The sequence below is a fragment of the Citrobacter sp. 21OH12SH02A-Citro genome, from assembly GCF_027919895.1.
Lineage (GTDB): Bacteria > Pseudomonadota > Gammaproteobacteria > Enterobacterales > Enterobacteriaceae > Citrobacter > Citrobacter braakii.
Map to the genome: position 1 here is coordinate 119,376 of NZ_CP114801.1, position 21,470 is coordinate 140,845.

At 46.0% G+C, this 21,470-nt stretch carries 22 protein-coding genes; 13 read left to right on the forward strand and 9 right to left on the reverse strand.

Annotated elements, in window-relative coordinates:
* Positions 1–67: 67 nt before the first annotated feature.
* Together dut and coaBC are read right to left on the reverse strand one after the other, a co-directional pair.
* Positions 68–526 carry a dUTP diphosphatase gene (gene dut, locus O6D90_RS00580; protein WP_016154988.1) on the reverse strand — a complete coding sequence of 153 codons (459 nt, stop codon included), beginning with the start codon at positions 524–526 and terminating at the stop codon, positions 68–70.
* Positions 504–1,724, reverse strand: a complete 1,221-nt coding sequence (gene coaBC / locus O6D90_RS00585; RefSeq protein WP_088583168.1) for a bifunctional phosphopantothenoylcysteine decarboxylase/phosphopantothenate--cysteine ligase CoaBC — start codon at positions 1,722–1,724, stop codon at positions 504–506. Before coaBC ends, dut begins: the two co-directional genes overlap by 23 nt.
* Before the next feature lie 172 nt (positions 1,725–1,896).
* On the opposite strand from coaBC, the gene radC reads away from it, so the two are divergent.
* From radC to mutM, 4 genes are all read left to right on the forward strand, one after another.
* Entirely contained in the window at positions 1,897–2,562 is a 666-nt protein-coding gene (radC, locus tag O6D90_RS00590) for a RadC family protein (RefSeq protein WP_016157761.1), read from the forward strand.
* A 276-nt stretch (positions 2,563–2,838) separates the two neighbouring features.
* Positions 2,839–3,075 (forward strand): 50S ribosomal protein L28, encoded by a 237-nt coding sequence (gene rpmB / locus O6D90_RS00595; protein ID WP_003024071.1) that lies wholly within the window; start codon positions 2,839–2,841, stop codon positions 3,073–3,075.
* 20 nt (positions 3,076–3,095) lie between these two features.
* The gene (gene rpmG / locus O6D90_RS00600; RefSeq protein ID WP_003024094.1) at positions 3,096–3,263 is read left to right on the forward strand and encodes a 50S ribosomal protein L33; all 168 of its coding nucleotides are present in this window, start codon (positions 3,096–3,098) and stop codon (positions 3,261–3,263) included.
* Between the two features lie 98 nt (positions 3,264–3,361).
* Positions 3,362–4,171, forward strand: a complete 810-nt coding sequence (mutM, locus tag O6D90_RS00605; protein ID WP_019078041.1) for a bifunctional DNA-formamidopyrimidine glycosylase/DNA-(apurinic or apyrimidinic site) lyase — start codon at positions 3,362–3,364, stop codon at positions 4,169–4,171.
* Positions 4,172–4,218: 47 nt separating this feature from the next.
* Here the strand turns inward: mutM and coaD are convergent, their stop codons facing one another.
* On the reverse strand, positions 4,219–4,698 hold the full coding sequence (gene coaD / locus O6D90_RS00610; RefSeq protein WP_016154984.1) for a pantetheine-phosphate adenylyltransferase: 480 nt from the start codon (positions 4,696–4,698) through the stop codon (positions 4,219–4,221).
* An 8-nt stretch (positions 4,699–4,706) separates the two neighbouring features.
* A complete protein-coding gene (waaA, locus tag O6D90_RS00615) occupies positions 4,707–5,984 on the reverse strand; it encodes a lipid IV(A) 3-deoxy-D-manno-octulosonic acid transferase (RefSeq protein WP_016157759.1) in 1,278 nt (425 codons plus the stop codon).
* Between the two features lie 397 nt (positions 5,985–6,381).
* On the opposite strand from waaA, the gene rfaQ reads away from it, so the two are divergent.
* The 6 genes from rfaQ to O6D90_RS00645 all read left to right on the forward strand — a co-directional run bounded on the left by rfaQ (position 6,382) and on the right by O6D90_RS00645 (position 12,706).
* The gene (rfaQ, locus tag O6D90_RS00620; RefSeq protein WP_016157758.1) at positions 6,382–7,452 is read left to right on the forward strand and encodes a lipopolysaccharide core heptosyltransferase RfaQ; all 1,071 of its coding nucleotides are present in this window, start codon (positions 6,382–6,384) and stop codon (positions 7,450–7,452) included.
* Positions 7,449–8,573 (forward strand): glycosyltransferase family 4 protein, encoded by a 1,125-nt coding sequence (locus O6D90_RS00625; protein ID WP_016157757.1) that lies wholly within the window; start codon positions 7,449–7,451, stop codon positions 8,571–8,573. Before rfaQ ends, O6D90_RS00625 begins: the two co-directional genes overlap by 4 nt.
* Positions 8,566–9,363 (forward strand): lipopolysaccharide core heptose(I) kinase RfaP, encoded by a 798-nt coding sequence (gene rfaP / locus O6D90_RS00630; protein WP_016157756.1) that lies wholly within the window; start codon positions 8,566–8,568, stop codon positions 9,361–9,363. The genes O6D90_RS00625 and rfaP overlap by 8 nt, the downstream gene beginning before the upstream one ends.
* Positions 9,364–9,437: 74 nt before the next feature.
* On the forward strand, positions 9,438–10,448 hold the full coding sequence (gene waaO, locus O6D90_RS00635; protein ID WP_032932027.1) for a lipopolysaccharide 3-alpha-galactosyltransferase: 1,011 nt from the start codon (positions 9,438–9,440) through the stop codon (positions 10,446–10,448).
* Between the two features lie 90 nt (positions 10,449–10,538).
* Positions 10,539–11,552, forward strand: coding sequence for a glycosyltransferase family 8 protein (locus O6D90_RS00640; RefSeq protein ID WP_016157754.1), 1,014 nt, complete (start codon positions 10,539–10,541; stop codon positions 11,550–11,552).
* A gap of 11 nt (positions 11,553–11,563) precedes the next feature.
* The gene (locus O6D90_RS00645; protein ID WP_032932025.1) at positions 11,564–12,706 is read left to right on the forward strand and encodes a lipopolysaccharide N-acetylglucosaminyltransferase; all 1,143 of its coding nucleotides are present in this window, start codon (positions 11,564–11,566) and stop codon (positions 12,704–12,706) included.
* A 36-nt stretch (positions 12,707–12,742) separates the two neighbouring features.
* Here O6D90_RS00645 and rfaL read toward each other — a convergent pair whose 3' ends face one another.
* From rfaL to rfaD, 4 genes are read right to left on the reverse strand one after another with little or no spacing between them, the layout of a single operon-like run.
* The gene (rfaL, locus tag O6D90_RS00650) at positions 12,743–13,951 is read right to left on the reverse strand and encodes an O-antigen ligase RfaL (protein ID WP_016157752.1); all 1,209 of its coding nucleotides are present in this window, start codon (positions 13,949–13,951) and stop codon (positions 12,743–12,745) included.
* Between the two features lie 14 nt (positions 13,952–13,965).
* On the reverse strand, positions 13,966–14,943 hold the full coding sequence (gene rfaC / locus O6D90_RS00655) for a lipopolysaccharide heptosyltransferase RfaC (protein WP_016157751.1): 978 nt from the start codon (positions 14,941–14,943) through the stop codon (positions 13,966–13,968).
* 3 nt (positions 14,944–14,946) lie between these two features.
* A complete protein-coding gene (gene rfaF / locus O6D90_RS00660) occupies positions 14,947–15,993 on the reverse strand; it encodes an ADP-heptose--LPS heptosyltransferase RfaF (protein ID WP_016154975.1) in 1,047 nt (348 codons plus the stop codon).
* Positions 15,994–15,995: 2 nt separating this feature from the next.
* Entirely contained in the window at positions 15,996–16,928 is a 933-nt protein-coding gene (gene rfaD / locus O6D90_RS00665; RefSeq protein ID WP_016157750.1) for an ADP-glyceromanno-heptose 6-epimerase, read from the reverse strand.
* 278 nt (positions 16,929–17,206) lie between these two features.
* Between rfaD and yibB the strand changes: the two genes are divergently transcribed.
* The 3 genes from yibB to tdh all read left to right on the forward strand — a co-directional run bounded on the left by yibB (position 17,207) and on the right by tdh (position 20,575).
* A complete protein-coding gene (yibB, locus tag O6D90_RS00670) occupies positions 17,207–18,064 on the forward strand; it encodes a protein YibB (RefSeq protein WP_271143234.1) in 858 nt (285 codons plus the stop codon).
* Positions 18,065–18,343: 279 nt separating this feature from the next.
* A complete protein-coding gene (kbl, locus tag O6D90_RS00675) occupies positions 18,344–19,540 on the forward strand; it encodes a glycine C-acetyltransferase (protein ID WP_016157748.1) in 1,197 nt (398 codons plus the stop codon).
* Between the two features lie 9 nt (positions 19,541–19,549).
* The gene (gene tdh / locus O6D90_RS00680) at positions 19,550–20,575 is read left to right on the forward strand and encodes an L-threonine 3-dehydrogenase (RefSeq protein ID WP_016154972.1); all 1,026 of its coding nucleotides are present in this window, start codon (positions 19,550–19,552) and stop codon (positions 20,573–20,575) included.
* A 67-nt stretch (positions 20,576–20,642) separates the two neighbouring features.
* On the opposite strand, the gene rfaY is transcribed toward tdh, so the two are convergent.
* Positions 20,643–21,329, reverse strand: coding sequence for a lipopolysaccharide core heptose(II) kinase RfaY (rfaY, locus tag O6D90_RS00685; protein ID WP_016157747.1), 687 nt, complete (start codon positions 21,327–21,329; stop codon positions 20,643–20,645).
* Positions 21,330–21,470 lie beyond the last annotated feature (141 nt).

Sequence of the window (21,470 nt, forward strand, 5' to 3'; positions counted from 1 at the left end):
AGCGACCGCAAACGGGTGTTTGCGGTGTGTTATTGCGTTATTACGCTGTGAGATACTTTTCTGCGGGTTACTTGCGCCCGGAATGGCCGAAGCCACCTTCGCCACGATCGGTGGCTTCAAACTCTTCCACCAAATTAAATTCAGCCTGGACGACCGGTACAAATACCATCTGCGCGATACGTTCGCCCGGTTCAATAGTAAAGTTGTCCTGACCACGGTTCCAGATTGAAACCATCAGCTGGCCCTGGTAGTCGGAATCAATCAAACCGACCAGATTGCCCAGTACGATCCCGTGCTTATGGCCCAGCCCGGAGCGCGGGAGCATCACCGCCGCAAGAGAAGGATCGGCAATGTGGATAGCTAACCCGGTTGGCACCAGCGTTGTTGCGCCAGGCGCCAGTTCTACGGCGTCATCAAGACAGGCACGCAGGTCAAGTCCGGCAGAACCAGAAGTGGCGTACGTCGGGAGCGGAAATTGTTGCCCTACGCGCGGGTCCAGAATCTTAACGTCGATTTTTTTCATCATAACGGGTCACGATCTCGTCGAGTAATAATTGGCCCAGGAGTTCTTTGCGCTCAAGCGGTAAGACTTTATCTCCATCCTGCCAAAAAAGGTGTAATGCGTTGCTGTCGCTGTTAAATCCTTGAGTAGACAGCGAAACGTCGTTCGCACAGATCACATCAAGGTTTTTGCGGATGCGTTTTTGCCGGGCATATTCTTCCACATTATTTGTTTCGGCGGCAAACCCAACGACAAAAGGACGATTAGCATCCAGTGCGGCAACACCAGCGATGATGTCCGGGTTTTTGACCATTTTTACTGTTAATTCATCACCCTGCGTTGCCTGTTTTTTGATTTTTTCACTGGCGACAGTTTCAGCGCGATAATCAGCGACTGCGGCGCAGCCGATAAAAATATGCTGTTGTTGCACCGCAGATTGCACGGCGGCTTCCATTTCCAGCGCGGTCATCACATCAATGCGCTGGACAAAAGGCGGTGTGGGTAACGAAACCGGACCTGATACCAGCGTGACATTTGCCCCGCGTTTTGCGGCAGCGGCCGCGATAGCAAATCCCATTTTCCCGGAGCTGTGGTTGGAAATATAACGCACGGGATCAAGCGGTTCACGCGTCGGGCCTGCTGTAATCATGATGTTGAGATGTTGCAGATCTTTGACAGGTGAAAAATGTTCTGCCGCCATATCTACAATTGTTAACGGATCCAGCATACGTCCAGGACCGACATCACCACATGCCTGACTACCACTGTCAGGGCCCCAAATGAGCAAACCGCGCGAGGCAAGAATGCCCAGATTGTGTTGGGTAGCGGCGGCGCGGTACATCTGCTGGTTCATAGCCGGCAGCACGGCAACAGGCGCTGGCGTTGCCAGACAGATCGTAGACACCAGATCGTTGGCCATACCTGCGGCAACACGGGCAATCAGGTCTGCCGTCGCAGGGGCCAGTATAACCAAATCGGCCCATTTCCCCAGTTCAATATGGCCCATCGCGGCTTCGGCTGCGGGGTCAAGCAGGCTGTCGGAAACGGGATAGCCCGAAACCGCCTGTAAGCTCAGAGGAGTAATAAACGCTTTTGCTGCTTCGGTCATCGCCACGCGGACGTCTGCGCCGCGTTCCCGTAAACGACGCACCAGCTCAGGGGTTTTGTACGCAGCAATCCCGCCACTGACGCCAAGTACGATTTTTTTACCGGCCAGGCTCATCATGATCTTTCCTGTTGGGTTTCACCAGAAGGCGGATATTTTATCACAATCCGCAATGTGTCGTGCTTTTGCCCGCGCTCCAGTTTGCGAGGCTCTACGAAGAAGTGAAAACAGAGCGTCGATTCGCCGCTGGCGTTATGCCACTATGCGGACGCGAAAGGAGGGGAAAAGCATGGAAAATACAGGACGTATAATGCCTCGGGAAAAGCTGTTGGCGCAGGGGGCCAGTTCGCTGACCGATGTAGAGCTACTGGCTCTTTTTCTACGCACCGGAATACTGGGTAAAGATGTGCTTACGCTGGCGAAAGAGATGCTTCAGCATTTTGATTCGTTGTATGGCCTGTTGTCTGCTGATTACATAGATTTCAGCTATGTTCAGGGCATCGGTATCGCGAAGTACGCACAGTTGAAGGGAATAGTGGAGCTGGCAAGGCGCTACTACAACGTACAGGTGATAGAGGAGCGTGCGATACTTAGCCCGGAAATGGCGCGTGAATTTCTGCAAAGCCAGCTTTCGCAAGAGGAACGCGAGATCTTCTATGTGATCTTTATGGATTCTCAACATCGCGTGATTAAACACCGTAAACTTTTTTCCGGAACGCTAAGCCACGTTGAAGTGCATCCGCGAGAAATTGTCCGTGAAGCGATAAAAATGAATGCTTCTGCGGTGATCCTTGCACATAATCACCCTTCGGGGTGTGCAGAGCCGAGCAAAGCAGATAAACTCATCACCGAGCGTGTTGTGAAATGCTGTCAGTTCATGGATATCCGGGTGCTTGATCATCTGGTCATTGGGCGCGGAGAGTACGTTTCTTTTGCGGAACGCGGTTGGATTTAACGCACTTTACGCGATCCATCGGGATCTTTGTCTGTTCGGGACTTGAGCACATCGCTGACTCAGCGTATACTACGCCACCTTTGAGAATCTCGGGTTTGGCATTTGGGCCTGGCAATCGAGAGTTCGCAAATACGCAAAATCATTCTTGTTGCGTCCAATGACGAGGCAACGATGAAAGATTTAGTGTATTGAACTGCGATAACCGGGCTGAGAAGCCTGACGAGGCGCCAATACCCCATACGAAGCTCGAGCTAATTTGATTTTTGGAGAATAGACATGTCCCGAGTCTGCCAAGTTACTGGCAAGCGTCCGGTGACCGGTAACAACCGTTCCCACGCACTGAACGCGACTAAACGCCGTTTCCTGCCTAACCTGCACTCTCACCGTTTTTGGGTTGAGAGCGAGAAGCGTTTTGTCACCCTGCGTGTATCTGCTAAAGGTATGCGTGTTATTGATAAGAAAGGCATCGAAACAGTTCTGTCTGAACTGCGTGCCCGTGGCGAAAAGTACTAAGTACTAAGAGGAAATAAATCATGGCTAAAGGTATTCGTGAGAAAATCAAGCTGGTTTCTTCTGCTGGTACTGGTCACTTCTATACCACCACGAAGAACAAACGTACTAAGCCGGAAAAACTGGAGCTGAAAAAGTTCGATCCAGTTGTTCGTCAGCACGTTTTATACAAAGAAGCGAAAATCAAATAATTTCCGCTTTGATGTAAAGAAAAACCCTGCCTCGGCGGGGTTTTTTGTTTTCTGGCCGTCCCCATATTAATGAGACCTGATACACCGCCGGAGATACTATGCCTGAATTACCTGAAGTCGAAACCAGCCGCCGCGGTATTGAGCCGCATCTGGTGGGGGCAACGATTATGCACGCAACTGTGCGTAACGGTCGTTTGCGTTGGCCTGTATCAGAGGAAATCTATCGTCTGAGTGATAAACCTGTCCTGAGCGTACAGCGGCGCGCGAAATACCTGTTGCTGGAGCTATCAGATGGCTGGGTAATCATTCACCTGGGGATGTCGGGTAGTTTGCGTATCCTTTCTGAAGAGCTTCCGGCAGAAAAACATGACCACGTCGACTTAGTGATGAGTAACGGCAAAGTCCTGCGCTATACCGATCCGCGTCGTTTTGGCGCCTGGCTGTGGACTAAAGAGCTGGATGGGCATAATGTCCTCGCCCATCTTGGTCCTGAGCCGCTGAGCGACGATTTCAATGCTGGTTATCTGCAGCAGAAATGTGCGAAGAAGAAAACCGCGATTAAACCCTGGCTGATGGATAACAAGCTGGTCGTGGGGGTGGGAAACATCTATGCCAGCGAGTCGCTGTTTGCGGCTGGTATCCATCCTGACCGTCTGGCGTCATCTTTGTCGCAGGATGAGTGCGAACTGCTGGTGCGCGTTATCAAGGCGGTTTTGCTGCGTTCTATCGAGCAGGGCGGGACCACGCTGAAGGACTTTCTGCAAAGTGACGGTAAGCCGGGCTATTTTGCCCAGGAGCTGCAGGTCTATGGGAGAGAAGGTGAACCCTGTCGCGTATGCGGCGCGCCAATCATTGCGACAAAACACGCTCAGCGCACAACGTTTTATTGCCGCCGCTGTCAGAAATAACACCATTATCGGCCGGACGTAGCGTATGCCTCATCCGGCCAGACGCATTACTTCAGTTTACTCAATAATGCCTGATGAACGTTTTCCGGCAGAAAGTGCGCTACATCACCCTGGTGGCGGGCAACTTCTTTTACCAGTGACGATGAGATAAATGACCACTCTTTAGACGGCATCAGAAAGACGCTTTCCAGTTGTGGCATCAGATGACGGTTCATATGGGCCAGCTGCATTTCATACTCAAAATCGGCTACCGCACGCAGGCCACGGATCAGAATGTTAGCCTGATTATCGCGGGCAAAGTTTGCCATCAGATCGCTGAATCCCAGAACCTCCACATTACCGAGATGCGCCGTTGCCTGTTGTGCCAGCTCAACGCGCTCTTCCAGAGTAAACATCGGTTTTTTACTGGGACTTGCGGCAATTGCCAGGATTACGTGATCGAACATGCTTGTCGCTCGTGTCACGATATCGAGGTGGCCGTTAGTAATGGGATCAAAGGTTCCTGGATAAATCGCCCGTTTTTGCATGACTTGCCTCAATGCGTTTTGGGTGGCAGATAAGGTTCCAGCAGCTGCAGCAGACGCTGAAGCGCGCCCTGATTTTGATACAGAACTTCAACTGCGTGACGGCCATAAAAATTACGATAATCTGCATCGGTCAGTAAAGAAGAGACCTCTTTCACCAGCGTAGTTGCGTCGGTGACGGTGATCAATCCGCTTGCCTGTTCGAGGCGGGCGCAAATATCTTTAAAATTAAAAGTATGTGGCCCCATCAGTACCGGAATGGCGTGCGCCGCGGCTTCCAGTGGGTTGTGGCCACCGCGTTCAACCAGCGAACCGCCAACAAACGCAAGGTCAGCAATGCCATACAGCAACATCAACTCGCCCATGGTGTCGCCGATTACGACCTGGGTTCCTGATGACGGAACTTCGCCTGAAGAACGTGTCGTATAGCTTAGCCCAGCCTGGCGTACGAGGTTAATGGCATCCGGGAACCGTTCAGGATGTCTGGGTACCAGAATCAGTAAAAGATTAGGGAACTGGTTTAATAACGCCTGATGGGCGGCAATGATTATGCTTTCTTCGCCGTCGTGCGTGCTGGTTGCAATCCATACCGGGCGGTGAGGTGCCCATTGACGGCGCAATGTAATCGCTTTTGCGGCCAGCTGCGGCGTGACGGAAATATCAAACTTCAGGCTGCCGGTAACGGTGACCTGATTGCTTCTGGCACCAAGCGTGATAAAACGAGCGCCATCTTCTTCGTTCTGGGCGGCAATCAACGTAATTCGGCGCAGTAGCCTGCCAACAAATTTACCTAATTTAGCGTAGCCAGCAGCTGAGCGAGCGGAAAGACGTGCATTGGCAATGACCAGCGGAATATGGCGCTTATGCAGTGCCGTGATCAGATTCGGCCACAGCTCGGTTTCCATAATTAACACCAGCTTGGGGTCAACTTTATTCAGGAAACGATTTAGGGCATCCGGTAAATCGTATGGCAGATAAATATGCTGAACGTCAGGGCCAAAAGCGGATTGTACGCGCTCGGAACCGGTTGGCGTCATGGTGGTGACCGTGATCGGCAAGTCGGGGTAACGATGTCGCAGAGCGCGGACTAATGGGATAGCTGCCAGCGTTTCGCCCACGGAAACCGAATGAAGCATGATGCCGCCTGGTTTTAGCGGACGGCGGTAAAAGCCGTAGCGTTCACCCCAGCGTTTACGGTAGGCCGGAGCCTTACGTCCGCGCACCCAAAGCCGTACCCAGATCAAAGGCTGAATAAGGTAGAAAAGGGCGGTGTAAAGCAATTCGAGCATAATGGTAGCTGACTTATGAATGTGCTGGGGATTCTATGTATTTAGCTGTGGCTTTACCAATACTTTTCCTATTTTTAAATTAAATAGCGTCCCTCGCGGGGGATGTCCAGGGTACCAGCATCTTTTGCATCTTTACGTTTTCTGTTGATATTTTCCGGTTTAGTCGAGATAGAGGGCTAAAAATCAAAAGGTCTGAACATCTTAATTCATTGATTTATATGTTTTAAAATCATTGGCTGTGCAAGAATTATTCGAGTCGGAACATGGCGAAAGAAGTGATACACTAGCGCGTAAAAAATCAGTGCGATATCAGTAATCAGGTAGCTGTTGAGCCTGGGGCGGTAGCGTGCTTTTTTCTGCTTAACTTTACCGGACACTCACGATAAAAGAGCCGCTTGTGGATAAGCCAATTAATAGAATTCTGGTCATAAAAATGCGTTTTCACGGAGATATGTTGTTAACAACTCCGGTCATTAGTACGCTAAAGCAGAACTATCCTGATGCGAAAATCGACGTGCTTCTCTATCAGGATACCATCCCAATTTTGTCGGAAAACCCAGAAATTAATGCCCTTTATGGTATTAAAAATAAAAAGACAAAAGTAACTGATAAAATTACTAATTTTCTGCACCTGATCGGAACGTTGCGCGCGAATGGGTATGATTTAGTTGTAAACCTTACCGATCAGTGGATGGTTGCGATACTGATGCGGTTACTGAACGCGCCAATCAAAATCTCTCAAGATTATGCACATCGGCAATCTTCTTTTTGGAAAAATAGTTTTACATGTCTGGCTCCGCTTAGCGGTGAAAATGTGGTGGAAAGCAATCTGTCTGTGCTGGCCCCGTTGAAACTTAAATCGACTGTTACGCATACAACAATGAGCTATCCTCCGGATAGCTGGGAACGTATGCGCACAGAATTAAATCGGGCTGGGGTTGGTGATGAATATGTTGTAATTCAACCAACGGCACGCCAACGCTTCAAATGCTGGAATAACGAAAAGTTTTCACAGGTAATTGACGCCTTACACCAGCGTGGTTTGGAGGTAGTTATGACCTCAGGCCCAGGCGAAGACGATCTGGCTTGCGTGAATGAAATTGCACAAGGTTGCAAAGAAAAGCCCGTTACTGCTCTGGCGGGAAAGATGAGCTTCCCCGAGCTAGGAGCGGTCATCGATCATGCGCAGTTGTTTATTGGGGTGGACTCTGCTCCGGGACACATTGCTGCTGCGGTTGATACACCATTGATATGCCTGTTTGGCGCAACGGATCATAATTTTTGGCGACCATGGTCAAAGCAGATGATTCAATTTTGGGCTGGTGATTATCGTCCGATGCCTCCACGCGAGCAGCGCGATCGCAATGAAATGTATCTTTCGGTGATTCCCGCTGACGATGTTATTGCTGCTATCGATAAATTATTACCGGGTAGACTTGTGCCGCCACAAGCGGGGAGTCCCGTATGATTGTTGCTTTCTGTTTGTATAAATACTTCCCATTCGGTGGGTTACAGCGTGATTTTATGCGCATTGCGCAAACTGTAGCGGCACGTGGTCACCATGTTCGTGTCTATACGCAGTCCTGGGAAGGTGAGTGTCCTGACGTTTTTGAATTGGTTCTTGTACCGGTCAAGTCCCAGACAAACCATGGTCGCAATGCGGAGTATTATTCCTGGGTCCAGGCACATTTACTTCAGCACCCTGTCGATCGGGTAGTTGGTTTTAATAAAATGCCAGGGCTGGATCTCTACTATGCTGCTGACGTTTGCTATGCCGAGAAAGTGGCACAAGAAAAAGGTTTCCTCTATCGGTTAACTTCACGATATCGGCACTATGCAGCGTTTGAACGCGCGACGTTTGAGCAGGGTAAACCGACGCAGCTATTAATGCTAACTGATAAGCAGATTGCTGATTTTCAGAAACACTATCAGACAGAAGCTCAACGATTTCATATTCTTCCTCCAGGGATTTATCCAGACAGGAAGTATAGCCAGCAGATTCCGAATAGCCGTGAAGTTTATCGCCAGAAAAACGGTATAACAGAGCAACAAAATCTATTATTGCAGGTAGGCTCTGATTTCACTCGTAAAGGTGTGGATCGTTCAATACGTGCAGTGGCCTCGTTACCAGAAACGCTTCGAACTAATACGCTACTGTATGTTGTTGGACAAGACAGACCGAGAAAATTTGAGGCGCTGGCGGAAAAACTTGGCGTACGCAGTAATGTCCATTTCTACTCTGGCCGTAATGATGTTGCAGAATTAATGGCTGCGGCTGATATATTGATGCATCCAGCTTATCAGGAGGCGGCAGGTATTGTTTTACTAGAAGCAATCACTGCCGGGCTGCCGGTGTTGACCACAGCCGTATGCGGTTACGCGCATTATATTGTTGATGCTAATTGTGGTATGGCAATTACAGAACCATTCCGGCAAGAAACGCTGAATGAAGCCTTACGTAAAGCGCTGGTAGAGCCTTCATTGTGTTCGGAATGGAGGGCAAATGCACGACACTATGCGGATACGCAAGATTTATACAGCCTACCGGAGAAAGCTGCGGATATGATTACGGGTGGTTTAGATGGTTGAATTAAAAGAACCGTTAGCCACACTATGGCGCGGAAAAGATGCATTTGAAGAAGTTAAAAATTTACAAGGTGAAGTATTCAGAGAACTGGAGACTCGCCGTACTCTACGATTTGAACTAACGGGTAAAAGCTATTTTTTAAAATGGCACAGAGGCACTTCTCTGAAAGAGATTGTTAAAAACCTACTTTCATTACGCATGCCAGTATTAGGTGCTGATAGAGAATGGAATGCCATTCATCGCCTGAGTCAGTTAGGTGTGGATACAATGACAGGCGTGGGATTTGGTGAGAAAGGGTTGAATCCACTGACTAAAACCTCGTTTATTATTACTGAGGATCTCACACCAACTATCAGCTTAGAAGATTACTGTGCTGATTGGGCCACAAATTCTCCCGATGTGAAAGTGAAGCGTATAATTATTGATCGTGTTGCCACCATGGTGCGTAAGATGCATGCTGGTGGTATCAATCATCGCGATTGCTATATTTGCCACTTTTTATTACATCTGCCTTTTTCAGGGCATGAGGACGATCTCAAGATTTCAGTGATTGATTTGCACCGTGCTCAGATTCGGTCGACTGTTCCCCGACGCTGGCGCGATAAGGACTTAATCGGTCTCTATTTTTCGTCCATGAACATTGGATTAACCCAGCGTGATATTTATAGATTTCTACGCATCTATTGCGAGTTGCCGTTGAAAAGCATCCTAAGTCAGGAGGCTGATTTGTTCAAGGACGCTCAGGTTAAAGCTAATAAAATACGCGAAAGAACAATCCGTAAATCTCTGTGATTAATTTATCCTGAACTATTTGAAATGCATCATGTGAGAACATGGTCTATTTCTCAAAAATTGGTAAGAGTCAAATGTCTCAATTTAGCGATAAAGAAGTTATCCTTTCTGTTTTTGAGTACGATTTTCGGGAAAATGCTTCTGCAGACTGTTTTAATATCGGTTATGGTATTGACAGGAATTTTTTATTTGGCTGCGGTGTATCAATAGCCTCTGTATTATTGTCGAATAAAAAAATCGATTTCACATTTCATATATTTACTGATTATTTCGATGAAAGTGATAAAGCCAGATTCGCCGATCTTGCTAAACAATATCAATCCTGTATCAAAGTTTACCTAATTGATTGCAATAAATTAAAAGACTTACCTAGTACTAAAAACTGGACTTATGCAACATACTTCCGTTTTGTTATTGCAGATTATTTCTATAATAAAATAGATAAATTATTATACCTGGATGCTGATATTGCTTGCCAGGGTAGTGTACGAGAACTGGTCGATTATAAGTTTTCCGCAGATGAGATCGCTGTCGTTGTAACGGAAAGAGATTCCGAATGGTGGCATAATCGTTCTGTAACGCTGGCCACTCCAGAATTAATCACCGGATACTTTAATGCTGGATTCTTACTTATCAACATCAACGCATGGCACAGTAATAATATCTCTTCCCGAGCCATCGAAATGTTGCGAGTTCCAGAATGGGTGGAAAGAATAACTCATCTTGATCAAGATGTCCTTAATGTATTGTTAGCCGGAAAAGTAACTTTTATCAATGGTAAATACAATACACGCTTTAGCATTAATTATGAACTGAAAGATAAAGTAGTCAATCCTGTGAATAATGAAACTGTCTTCATTCATTATGTGGGACCGACAAAACCCTGGCATGAGTGGTCCAACTATCCGGTATCGAAGAGTTTTTTAGTTGCGAAAGAGGCCTCGCCCTGGCATTCAGTAGCGCTTCTCAAACCGACCAATAGCAATCAATTCAGATATTGTGCAAAGCATAAATTTAAACAAGGGTTATACGTTCAGGGACTGTGTAACTACTTTAATTATTATCTGACCAAGTTGAAAGGTTAACTGCTGGCTAAGTACATTGTTAAAATAATCAACAGCAATGCATATCTTAGCCGCTGGAAAATATAGCTGAAATAATTAAAGGTAATTAACTTGGACTTCAAAAGATTAACTAACTTCAAAGATATTATTGAGTTAGACAGACGTGTTACACCATGTGATGATCGTGACACTTTTAATATCTCATGGGGAATCGATAAAAATTACCAAACTGGTGCGGCAATTTCTATTGCCTCAATCCTTGAAAATAATAAAGAGAGTAATATTAATTTTACTTTTCATATTATTGCGGATTATTTAGATCAAGAATATATTGTACTTTTGACACAATTAGCAGAACAGTATAAAACAGTTATTAAGCTATATCATATTGATTCTGAACCGTTGGTGTCACTACCTAAAACAAATATATGGCCAGTGTCAATATACTATCGCTTGCTTTCATTTGATTATTTTTCTGAACGATTAGAACGACTGCTATATCTTGATGCTGATATTACGTGTAAAGGCTCTTTAGAGGATCTTGCCGCACTGAAATTTGATGGGGAATATGGTGCGGTTGTAGTAGATGTTGATTCAATGCAGGATAAAAGTGCAGAGCGTCTACATAATCCTGAGTTTAAAGGCAACTACTTTAACTCGGGTGTCATGTATATAAACTTGCAGCAATGGCTTAACTCTAGTTTAACGAAAAAATTCTTCGAACTATTGTCAGATGAAAGTATAGTTTCCAGAGTAAAATATCCTGACCAGGATATTTTAAATATCATGTTTTTGCATCATGCGGTATTACTACCGAGGAAATATAACTCAATTTATTCATTGAAGTCTGAGTTTGAGATTAAAAATAAAAATTACTATAAATCAGTGATTAATGAAGAGACAGTATTTATTCATTATACTGGTGTAACAAAACCATGGCACGAGTGGGCTGACTATTCCTCAGCACAATTTTTCCGCACAGTATATGAGAAGTCACCATGGAAGAATCAGCCTTATCAAGTTGCAAAACAAAAGCACGAATATAGAGAAGAATATAAACACCTTCTTTATCAAAATAAAATAATTCCAGGCCTGATCGCAGCAATTAAATATAAAGCAATGTAATGGTGATCTTTATGATTGATAAAATCATATTTACTGTAACACCTATTTATTCTATTCCACCACGTGGTGCCGCAGCAGTTGAGACCTGGATGTATCAGGTTGCCCAAAGAACCAAATTCCCTAATCGTATTGTCTGTATAAAGAATGAAGGATATTCTGATTATTCTTACGTAAACGAAAGATGTAGTATTCATCGTATTGGATTTAGCTCGGTATATAAGCGTATTTTCCAAAAGTGGACTCGGCTGGATCCGTTACCTTATTCAAAGCGCATACTGAAAGTTGCCGAAAAGTTTGAGATAACCGATCAAAGTGTGATTGTTGTCCATAACAGTATGAAGCTATATCGACAAATTCGTTCGCAAGCTCCTCAGGCTAAAGTTGTGATTCATATGCATAATGCGTTTGAACCTAAGTTGCTTGATAAAAAAGTTAAGATGATCGTACCAAGTTTGTTTTTGAAGAACTATTATCAATCTTATCTTCCTGAAGCTGATATTGTTATTGTGCCTAATGGTATTGACCTGGATATCTATCAATCGTCATATGAATCAATATCAAAAAATAAATTAAGTATTCCCCCTGAAAGCAAGGTGGTATTTTTTGCTGGACGTATAGTCCCTGATAAAGGCGTTCTCTTACTTCTGCAGGCTTTTGAAAAGTTGCTGCATGAGAACAAAAATCTGAAGCTTGTGGTTGTTGGTGATCACATGGAAGTAAGTAAGAACGATAAAGGTGATTATCAGCGTGAAGTTCGGGAAATAGCTGAGCGCCTCAAACCACATTGTATTATGTTAGGTAGTATCTCACCCGAGAAAATGCACTATTACTATCCACTGGCAGATATAGTTGTGATTCCTTCTCAATTTCAGGAGCCATTTTGTATGGTGGCTATTGAGGCTATGGGCGCTGGAAGACCTGTATTAGTCAGTACTCGAGGCGGCATGGTTGAGTTTGTTAAAGATAAAATTACAGGCTATCACCTTACAGAGCCGATGACTGCAGAAACTATTGCTCAGGATATTACCAGGGTAATGGCGGAAAGTAGTTTAGCGGATACCGCCCAACGAGGTCAGCAATATGTCTTTGGAAACTATAGTTGGTCTGCGGTTACACAACGGTTTGAAGAGGTTATTTGTAACTGGTTCGAGTAAAAAAAGGCTACATAAAGTAGCCTTTTTTTTACTATTTTATTTATTCTTCAGCGCTAACAGAAAACCTGCAAAAATACCCAACAGATCTAACTCAATCTGCTCAACGTTGCCACGTATAATAAAATAACCGAAAAATGAAAGTAAAATTATTATATAAGCATTGTATGGGGAATAGTAATTCTCCCTAAATGCATGCGTAACACATTCTCTCACAATGCTAGTGTACACCAGTATTAAACCCACAAGTCCAAGTAATCCTGTACCAAACCATACAAAAAGAATAAGGTTGTGTGGTCCAATTGACTCGCGGAATGTCCAGTTTGGATAATCAACAACACGCTTGTTGTATACAGTTTTATAAGCGTTATTACCAAAACCATAACCAATAACTGGATTTTCTAAGATTAGGTCAAACGCACTCCCTTGCGTACCGTTAGTATAGCGATATGAACTGTCAGTTTGCTGCAATTTAACGGTCAGGTTTTCTGACATATTTTTGTATGAAAATATAGCTGTCAGAGCAACAATGGCCACGAGGATACCTACAGTAAGCAATCGCCATTGTTTGTACATGATTATCCATGTAAGAGCAATAATAAATACAGATAACCATGCGCCACGGGACAATGTTCCAAGAATTAAAAAGGTGTATATCGCCCCTAACAACAGGAATAATATACGGTATTTCGCTGATTTAATGAGCCATACATTCAGAAGCACCGGGAATAAAAACACCATTGCATCTGAAATTTCGCGGTGTTGGTAATTAGTAAAAGGCCTGATTCCTTGCTGATAGTCCTGATAATAAAGGACAAGTTCTGAAAGGCATCGCAAACTAAGAGCTGTAAGGAACGAGAAGAATATCAACTTTGAAATGGTTTCTTTGCTTTCTTCTCTTAGTAATACAGGGATCGCAATAGTGCATAATAAGACATTTTCAATAACTGAGTTGTTTATCTCTTTCAGGCTAGCTTTTAGTTCAGGAGTGAACACTAAAGAGACGAAGGTAGCGATTACAAGAAATGATATACTTGCAAAAACAAATGTTTTAAAAATAGGAATATAATGTCGAGGATTCTTACATAAATAAACAATCGTTGTGATAGTCATCAGTATGACAATCAAATGTTTATAACGCGTAATACCACCTAAGAAATAGGTGGCGACAAACAGAAATATAAGTCCTCTATTCCAGTTTATCTTCCAGTTTTTTTTCTCATCTAAAAAAAACTTTGTTAAAGCCATCATTTCTCCGACACTTACAGACAATTATTTAAAAAATCGCAATTAATTGATTTCAATACGGTCGAAGAACGTAAGTCTGAAAGATTTTCACTTCCTGAGCGACATACCACTTGATTCTTCCCATACCCACCAATCAATCCTGGGTCCGTTGGACCGTACAACGTAATATTTGGGCGATCCAGTGCAGCGGTTAAATGACTCAGGCCTGTATCAACCGACACCACAAATTTTGCCCCCGCCAGTACGCGAGCGACCTCTCCCAAAGTCATCCGTGGAAGAACATCAACATAAGAAAAACCATTTGCCAGCCTACGGGCTCGTGCTTCTTCATGAGGAGCACCCCATGGCAGTTTAATACGTATGCCAGCGTTATTTAACAAGCCAATTAGCTCCCGCCAGTTGGCTTCTGGCCAGTGCTTATCATCACGCGTTGTGGCATGCAGAAATACGGCATACTGGCCCGCATCAGCATTACGTTCTTTCAGAAAATGCTGAGCGATAGCGTAATCACCCTGCGACTGGGGCCTGGAATATCCCAGACTTTTGGCGAACAATTCACGCGTACGTTCTACCGCGTGCTGCTGTTTGGCAATGTGATGTTTGCGATTATAAAACAGGCTCGCCAATGGTTCGCGCGCCGTGCTCCAGTCCATACCATGCTTGATGCCACGTGCCAGACGCGTAACCAACGCCGCGCTTTTAACCAGACCCTGCGCATCAATTATCGCGTCATACTGCTGTAAACGCACCGCATCACGAAAGGCTTTACGCTCGGCTTTAATCGGCGCTGAAAACCAGGCTTTACGCCAGCGGCGGATCGCCACTGGAATAACCCGGTCAACGGCTGCATGCCAGGATGGGATCTGCGCGAAGCCTTCTTCCACTACCCAATCAAATTGAATATCCGGCATGACCTGCTGCGCATCGGTTAATGCCGGTAACGTATGCAGTACATCGCCCATAGACGATGTTTTAACGATCAGTACCCGCATCCGTCAGGCTTCCTCTTGTAACAACAGGTCGTTGAGTTCTTCCAGCACGCGCTGGGGTGTGATGTCAATCAGGCTCTGATGATAGCCTTCTGCTGCATCTCCCTTGCGTACTTTGTGATAGCCCGTAATCAAGCGAATTACGCGAGCCTTGTGTGAAAGCGGCGGAGTAAAATCCGGGCTGCTGGGGCCATATAACGCTACCAGAGGTCGATTCAACGCTGCGGCAACGTGCATTAATCCAGAGTCGTTGGTGACCACCGCTTTGCAGGCGGCGAGCAGAATGACGGCCTGCTCCAGCTGTGTTTCGCCCGCCAGATTACGGCACCAGGCCTGCTGATCAACGCTCAGCGTCGCCAGGATCTCATTTCCGGCGTCATGGTCTTTTGCAGAGCCAAAAAGCACAATCTGATGGCCTTCATCGATCAGTTGCTTCGCCAGGTCTGCGTAGTGGTAATGTGGCCAGCGTTTCGCTGGACCAAATTCCGCACCAGGGCAAAAGCCGATGATGGGGCGTTCGGCAGAAAGGGAAAACTGGCGACAGGTCAGGGACTTTTCACCTTCGCTTACCTGCAACTGCGGCCATAGCAGAGGCTGCGGTAAATCTTTAGCTGACAGCATTACGCCTTTATCATAGGCCAGGGCTACATAGCGTTCGACCATCAGCGGCCAGGCATCTTTATCCAGCACGCGCGCATCGTTTAGCAGGCCGTAGCGCATTTCACCACGCCATCCGGTACGATGGGGAATGCCAGCAAAAAACGGTACCAGCGCGGATTTAAACGAGTTAGGCAGCACATAGGCGCGGTCATAGCGTTTTTCACGCAGGCTATGACCGAGTTTACGCCGCTCGCCGATCTCCAGCGCGCCGTGTCCCAGCGGCATGGCGATAGCTTCGTTAACTTCAGGCATGCGCGACAATAACGGACGGCACCATGCAGGTGCCATCACGTCGATTATCGCCTGGGGATAGCGCGCCTTAAGCGTGCGATAGAGACTTTGCGACATCATCATGTCGCCCACCCAGGACGGGCCTACCACCAAAATTTTCATACTTACGCGTCGCGGTTCAGCCAGGCCATATATTCCGTTACACCTTCAGCAACGGTTTTAAACGGCTTGTCATAGCCCGCAGCACGCAGATTAGTCAGATCGGCCTGGGTAAACGCCTGATAGCGACCTTTCAGTTTTTCCGGGAATGGGATGTACTCAATGCTGCCTTTTTGGTGGTACGCAAGCGTTGCATCGGCAACGGCCTGGAAAGATTCCGCACGACCGGTACCAAGGTTAAAGATGCCGGAAACCCCGTTTTCCAGGAACCACAGGTTCACCGCAGCCACATCGCCTACGTAAACGAAATCACGCTTGAAGTTTTCACTGCCTTCGAACAGTTTTGGTGTTTCGCCATTGTTGAGCTGGGTGTTGAGGTGGAAAGCGACGCTTGCCATGCTGCCTTTATGGCCTTCACGCGGTCCGTAGACGTTGAAATAGCGGAAGCCAACAATCTGAGAATTGGCTTCTGGCAGGATCTGACGAACGTACTCGTCGAACAGGAATTTTGAGTAGCCGTAAACGTTCAGCGGTTTCTCATATTCACGGGATTCGATGAAATCAGAAGTACGACCGCCGTAGGTGGCGGCAGAGGACGCATACAGGAACGGAATTTCACGCTCCAGGCAATAGTGCAGCAGCTCTTTGGAGTATTGATAGTTGTTGTCCATCATATACTTGCCGTCCCACTCGGTAGTGGAGGAGCATGCGCCTTCGTGGAAAATCGCTTCGATATCGCCGAAATCTTCTCCGGCCATAATCTGGATCAGGAAGTCTTCCTTGTCCATGTAGTCAGCAATATTCAGATCCACCAGGTTAACAAACTTGGTGCCATCTTTCAGGTTGTCCACCACCAGGATGTCGGTGATGCCTTTATCATTCAATGATTTGACGATGTTGCTGCCGATAAAGCCCGCGCCGCCGGTAACGATGATCATAAATGTAACCTTCGAATTTTGGAGTCAGAGACAATCTCAGACACTAATGTCTGTAATCATACCATCACATCGGCATCCCTTCAGCCTCTTAAGTAAGATGGTGGGTCGGTAGAAGGCCTATAAACACCAGTATAAGAATGCTTATTTAATGGTTATTAAGTCTATTAAATTAATCTTAAATGTACTTAGTTTTTTTATATCCATCTATGTATATTATATGTACAAAAACAAAAACTATGTGATATAATATTTTTTTTATTAATGGTTTGAAAATGGTTATGAAATCGTCTACCACTATTGTGACAGCATATTTTGATATCGGTAGGGGGGAGTGGACTGTTAATAAAGGCTTCCGTGAAAAACTTTCCCGATCTTCTGATGTCTATTTTGACTACTTCAAACGGTTAGCCGCTTTAGAAAATGACATGGTTATTTTTACCTCGTCTGAGTTTGAAGACAGAGTTGCGGAAATACGCAAAGGTAAGCCCACAAAAATTATAACCATAGATTTAGGTAAAAAATTTAAGCATATTAATAATAAAATAAGACAAATTCAGCAGGATGATACCTTTAAGAATAAATTAGAGACGCGACAGCTAGGTAACCCTGAGTACTGGTCTCCAGAATATGTGTTGATCAATAATTTAAAAGCATATTTTGTAGTGAAGGCCATAAATGCAGGCTTAGTTAATACTCCGATGGTTGCCTGGGTAGACTTCGGATATTGCCGTAAACCGCAGGTTACTCGCGGATTAAAAGTATGGGACTTCCCTTTTGACCGTAATAAAATGCATCTCTTCACGATTAAAAAGGGTCTGGTTATATCATCCAGAAAACAGGTTTTTGATTTTATGATCGGAAATCATACTTATATTATCGGCGGCGCTATTGTTGGTTCACCAGAGAAATGGAAAGAGTTTTACTCATTAGTCACTGAGTGTCAAAAAGAGACTCTCAGAAATAATATTGTTGGTGATGATCAGGGTATTTTTGTCATGTGTTATTACAAGCGCCCTGATCTATTAATGCTTAATTACCTTGGTCGTGGCAAATGGTTCGATCTGTTCCGTGTTTATCGGCGAACCGCTTTAGGTGCAAAACTCCAGGCATTGCGAATTTTTCTCACTCGAAAGTAGTGGCTTGAATGAGATTGAAGGGTTACCTAACCAGATAGAATGCTGCAAAGGCATTCTTCTGCTATTGCTGTTGTTTTTTTATGATTTTTTATAAAATCCAGCCAATTCAATTGGTTGTGATTCCGTGCGTCCAATGAATCCATACGACGGTATCACTGATTAGCCATGTGGGTATACGTGATTTATGCTTCATTTTGAAGAAGTGATGATGCGTCATCTCGTATCAGCGTATAGCTTTGGGTAATATGTGCTGAAATTTGCCCAGTCTGGAGAATTGAAATGCGTGGGGATTTTTACAAACAGTTAACGAACGATCTCGAAACCGCACGTGCGGAAGGATTGTTTAAAGAAGAGCGCATTATTACGTCTGCCCAGCAGGCGGATATCACCGTGGCGGACGGAAGCCACGTTATTAACTTTTGTGCGAACAACTATCTGGGGCTGGCTAACCACCCGGAACTGATTGCAGCTGCAAAAGCAGGTATGGATTCTCACGGATTTGGTATGGCTTCGGTCCGCTTTATTTGCGGTACCCAGGACAGCCATAAGCAACTGGAGCAAAAACTGGCGGCATTCCTCGGTATGGAAGATGCCATCCTTTACTCTTCCTGCTTTGACGCCAACGGCGGCCTGTTTGAAACGCTGCTGGGCGCAGAAGATGCGATTATCTCAGATGCGCTCAACCATGCTTCTATCATTGACGGTGTTCGCTTGTGTAAAGCAAAGCGTTTCCGTTACGCCAACAACGACATGGTCGAACTGGAAGCTCGTTTGAAAGAAGCGCGTGAAGCGGGAGTCCGTCATATCCTGATCGCCACCGATGGCGTGTTCTCTATGGATGGTGTGATAGCTAACCTGAAAGGCGTTTGTGACCTGGCGGATAAATACGACGCGCTGGTCATGGTTGATGATTCCCATGCTGTCGGCTTTGTCGGCGAAAATGGTCGTGGCTCACATGAATACTGTGACGTTATGGGGCGTGTGGACATCATCACTGGTACGCTGGGTAAAGCTCTCGGCGGCGCATCTGGCGGTTATACCGCAGCGCGCAAAGAGGTTGTTGAGTGGCTGCGCCAGCGTTCCCGTCCGTATCTGTTCTCCAACTCATTGGCTCCTGCAATTGTTTCTGCCTCCATTAAAGTGCTGGAGATGGTCGAAGCAGGCAGCGAGCTGCGCGATCGCCTGTGGGCGAACGCACGTCAGTTCCGCGAGCAAATGTCTGCCGCAGGCTTTACGTTAGCGGGAGCGGATCACGCAATTATCCCGGTCATGTTGGGGGATGCGGTAGTGGCGCAAGAGTTCGCCCGCGCGCTGCAAAAAGAGGGGATTTACGTTACTGGATTCTTCTATCCGGTGGTTCCAAAAGGTCAGGCGCGTATTCGTACCCAGATGTCTGCGGCGCATACCCCTGAGCAGATTACGCGTGCTGTTGAGGCGTTCACACGCATTGGTAAACAACTGGGCGTTATTGCCTGAGGATGTGAAATGAAAGCGTTATCCAAACTGAAAGCGGAAGAGGGCATTTGGATGACCGACGTTCCTGAACCGGAAGTCGGCCATAACGATTTGCTGATTAAAATCCGTAAAACAGCCATCTGCGGGACTGACGTTCACATTTATAACTGGGATGAATGGTCGCAAAAAACCATCCCGGTACCGATGGTCGTTGGACATGAATATGTCGGCGAAGTTGTTGGCATCGGCCAGGAAGTTAAAGGCTTTAAAATCGGCGATCGCGTTTCAGGCGAAGGTCATATCACCTGCGGGCATTGCCGTAACTGCCGCGGTGGACGTACTCACCTGTGCCGCAATACGACCGGTGTTGGCGTAAACCGTCCTGGCTGCTTTGCAGAGTACCTGGTGATCCCGGCATTTAACGCGTTTAAAATTCCGGACAACATCTCTGACGACCTGGCGTCTATCTTCGATCCGTTCGGTAATGCGGTGCATACGGCGCTGTCGTTCGATCTGGTTGGGGAAGATGTGCTGGTTTCCGGCGCGGGTCCAATCGGTATTATGGCGGCAGCGGTTGCCAGGCACGTTGGCGCACGCCACGTGGTGATTACCGATGTTAATGAGTATCGCCTTGAACTGGCGCGTAAAATGGGCATCACTCGCGCGGTCAACGTGTCGAAAGAGAGTCTGACCGACGTGATGGCTGAACTGGGCATGACCGAAGGGTTTGATGTCGGTCTGGAGATGTCCGGCGCGCCGCCAGCGTTTCGCGCCATGCTGGACACCATGAACCACGGTGGCCGTATTGCTATGCTGGGTATTCCACCATCAGACATGTCCATCGACTGGACTAAAGTTATCTTTAAGGGATTGTTTATTAAAGGTATCTACGGTCGTGAGATGTTTGAGACCTGGTACAAGATGGCCGCATTGATTCAGTCTGGTCTGGATTTGTCGCCGATCATCACCCATCGATTCTCCATCGATGAATTCCAGCAGGGCTTTGACGCGATGCGCTCGGGCCAGTCAGGGAAAGTGATCCTGAGCTGGGATTGAATGCTCGACTTGTATTAAATGCTACCAACGGCCAGATTCTTTATTCTGGCCGTATAAAGAATAAATACTATTTGCCACGAAGCTTTCTGGATAAAGATCTTATCGCTTCTTTGAGCCAGATGAGCTTATAGATTAATCCTTTTCCTTTGATGTTAATATGATATTTTCGCTGCAAAGCTAAAATATCATTAGCCTGGCAAATCTTCATATTTCCCTTACAGGATAAGTCAATTATTCTTAATTCACCGCCTGGCGTACGAATGAAATTTCCAGGATGGATATCATTAGATGCCAACCCGGCTTTGTGAAGGCGCAGAACGCACTGCTTCACTTCATCGGCATTCTTATGGTTAATTTCTTTTAAAGGAGTGCCTTCAACATATTCATGAATAATATAAACATCATGACACTGACGAAGTCGTACTTTTTCAGCGGCATAGTAGAGATCCGCTGTACAGGCGCGCATTTCCGGGGAGAGTGTGTCCAGTTTCTTGATGAGCCTGGAATAAAAGGGGCCGGAGATAAAATTCTGCATTTTTTTCTCAAATCGAGGATCAACTTCACGGTCGTTTTTGATGATAAATTTTTGTGAGTTGTACTCGACCAGTTCTACACTGCGCATGGCGTTACCACTGCTCAACGGTTTGCCACTGATTTCTTTGTTTATATACTTATTCATCAGTGACTTAAGGTCTGTTTTGGTCTCTTTGCAATAGACCGTATAACCTTTTTCATGTGTCTTACTGATGGCCATCACTTTCCTCAATATCAGTGTACATCGCGCGTTAATTTACAGGGGTATAGTATACAGGTTGTGTCCCTCAATATGTAGACGATCTGAGCTATCACAGGCCGCTGAACTCAGGCGCCGCATGGCATTTTCCCATACTGGTTG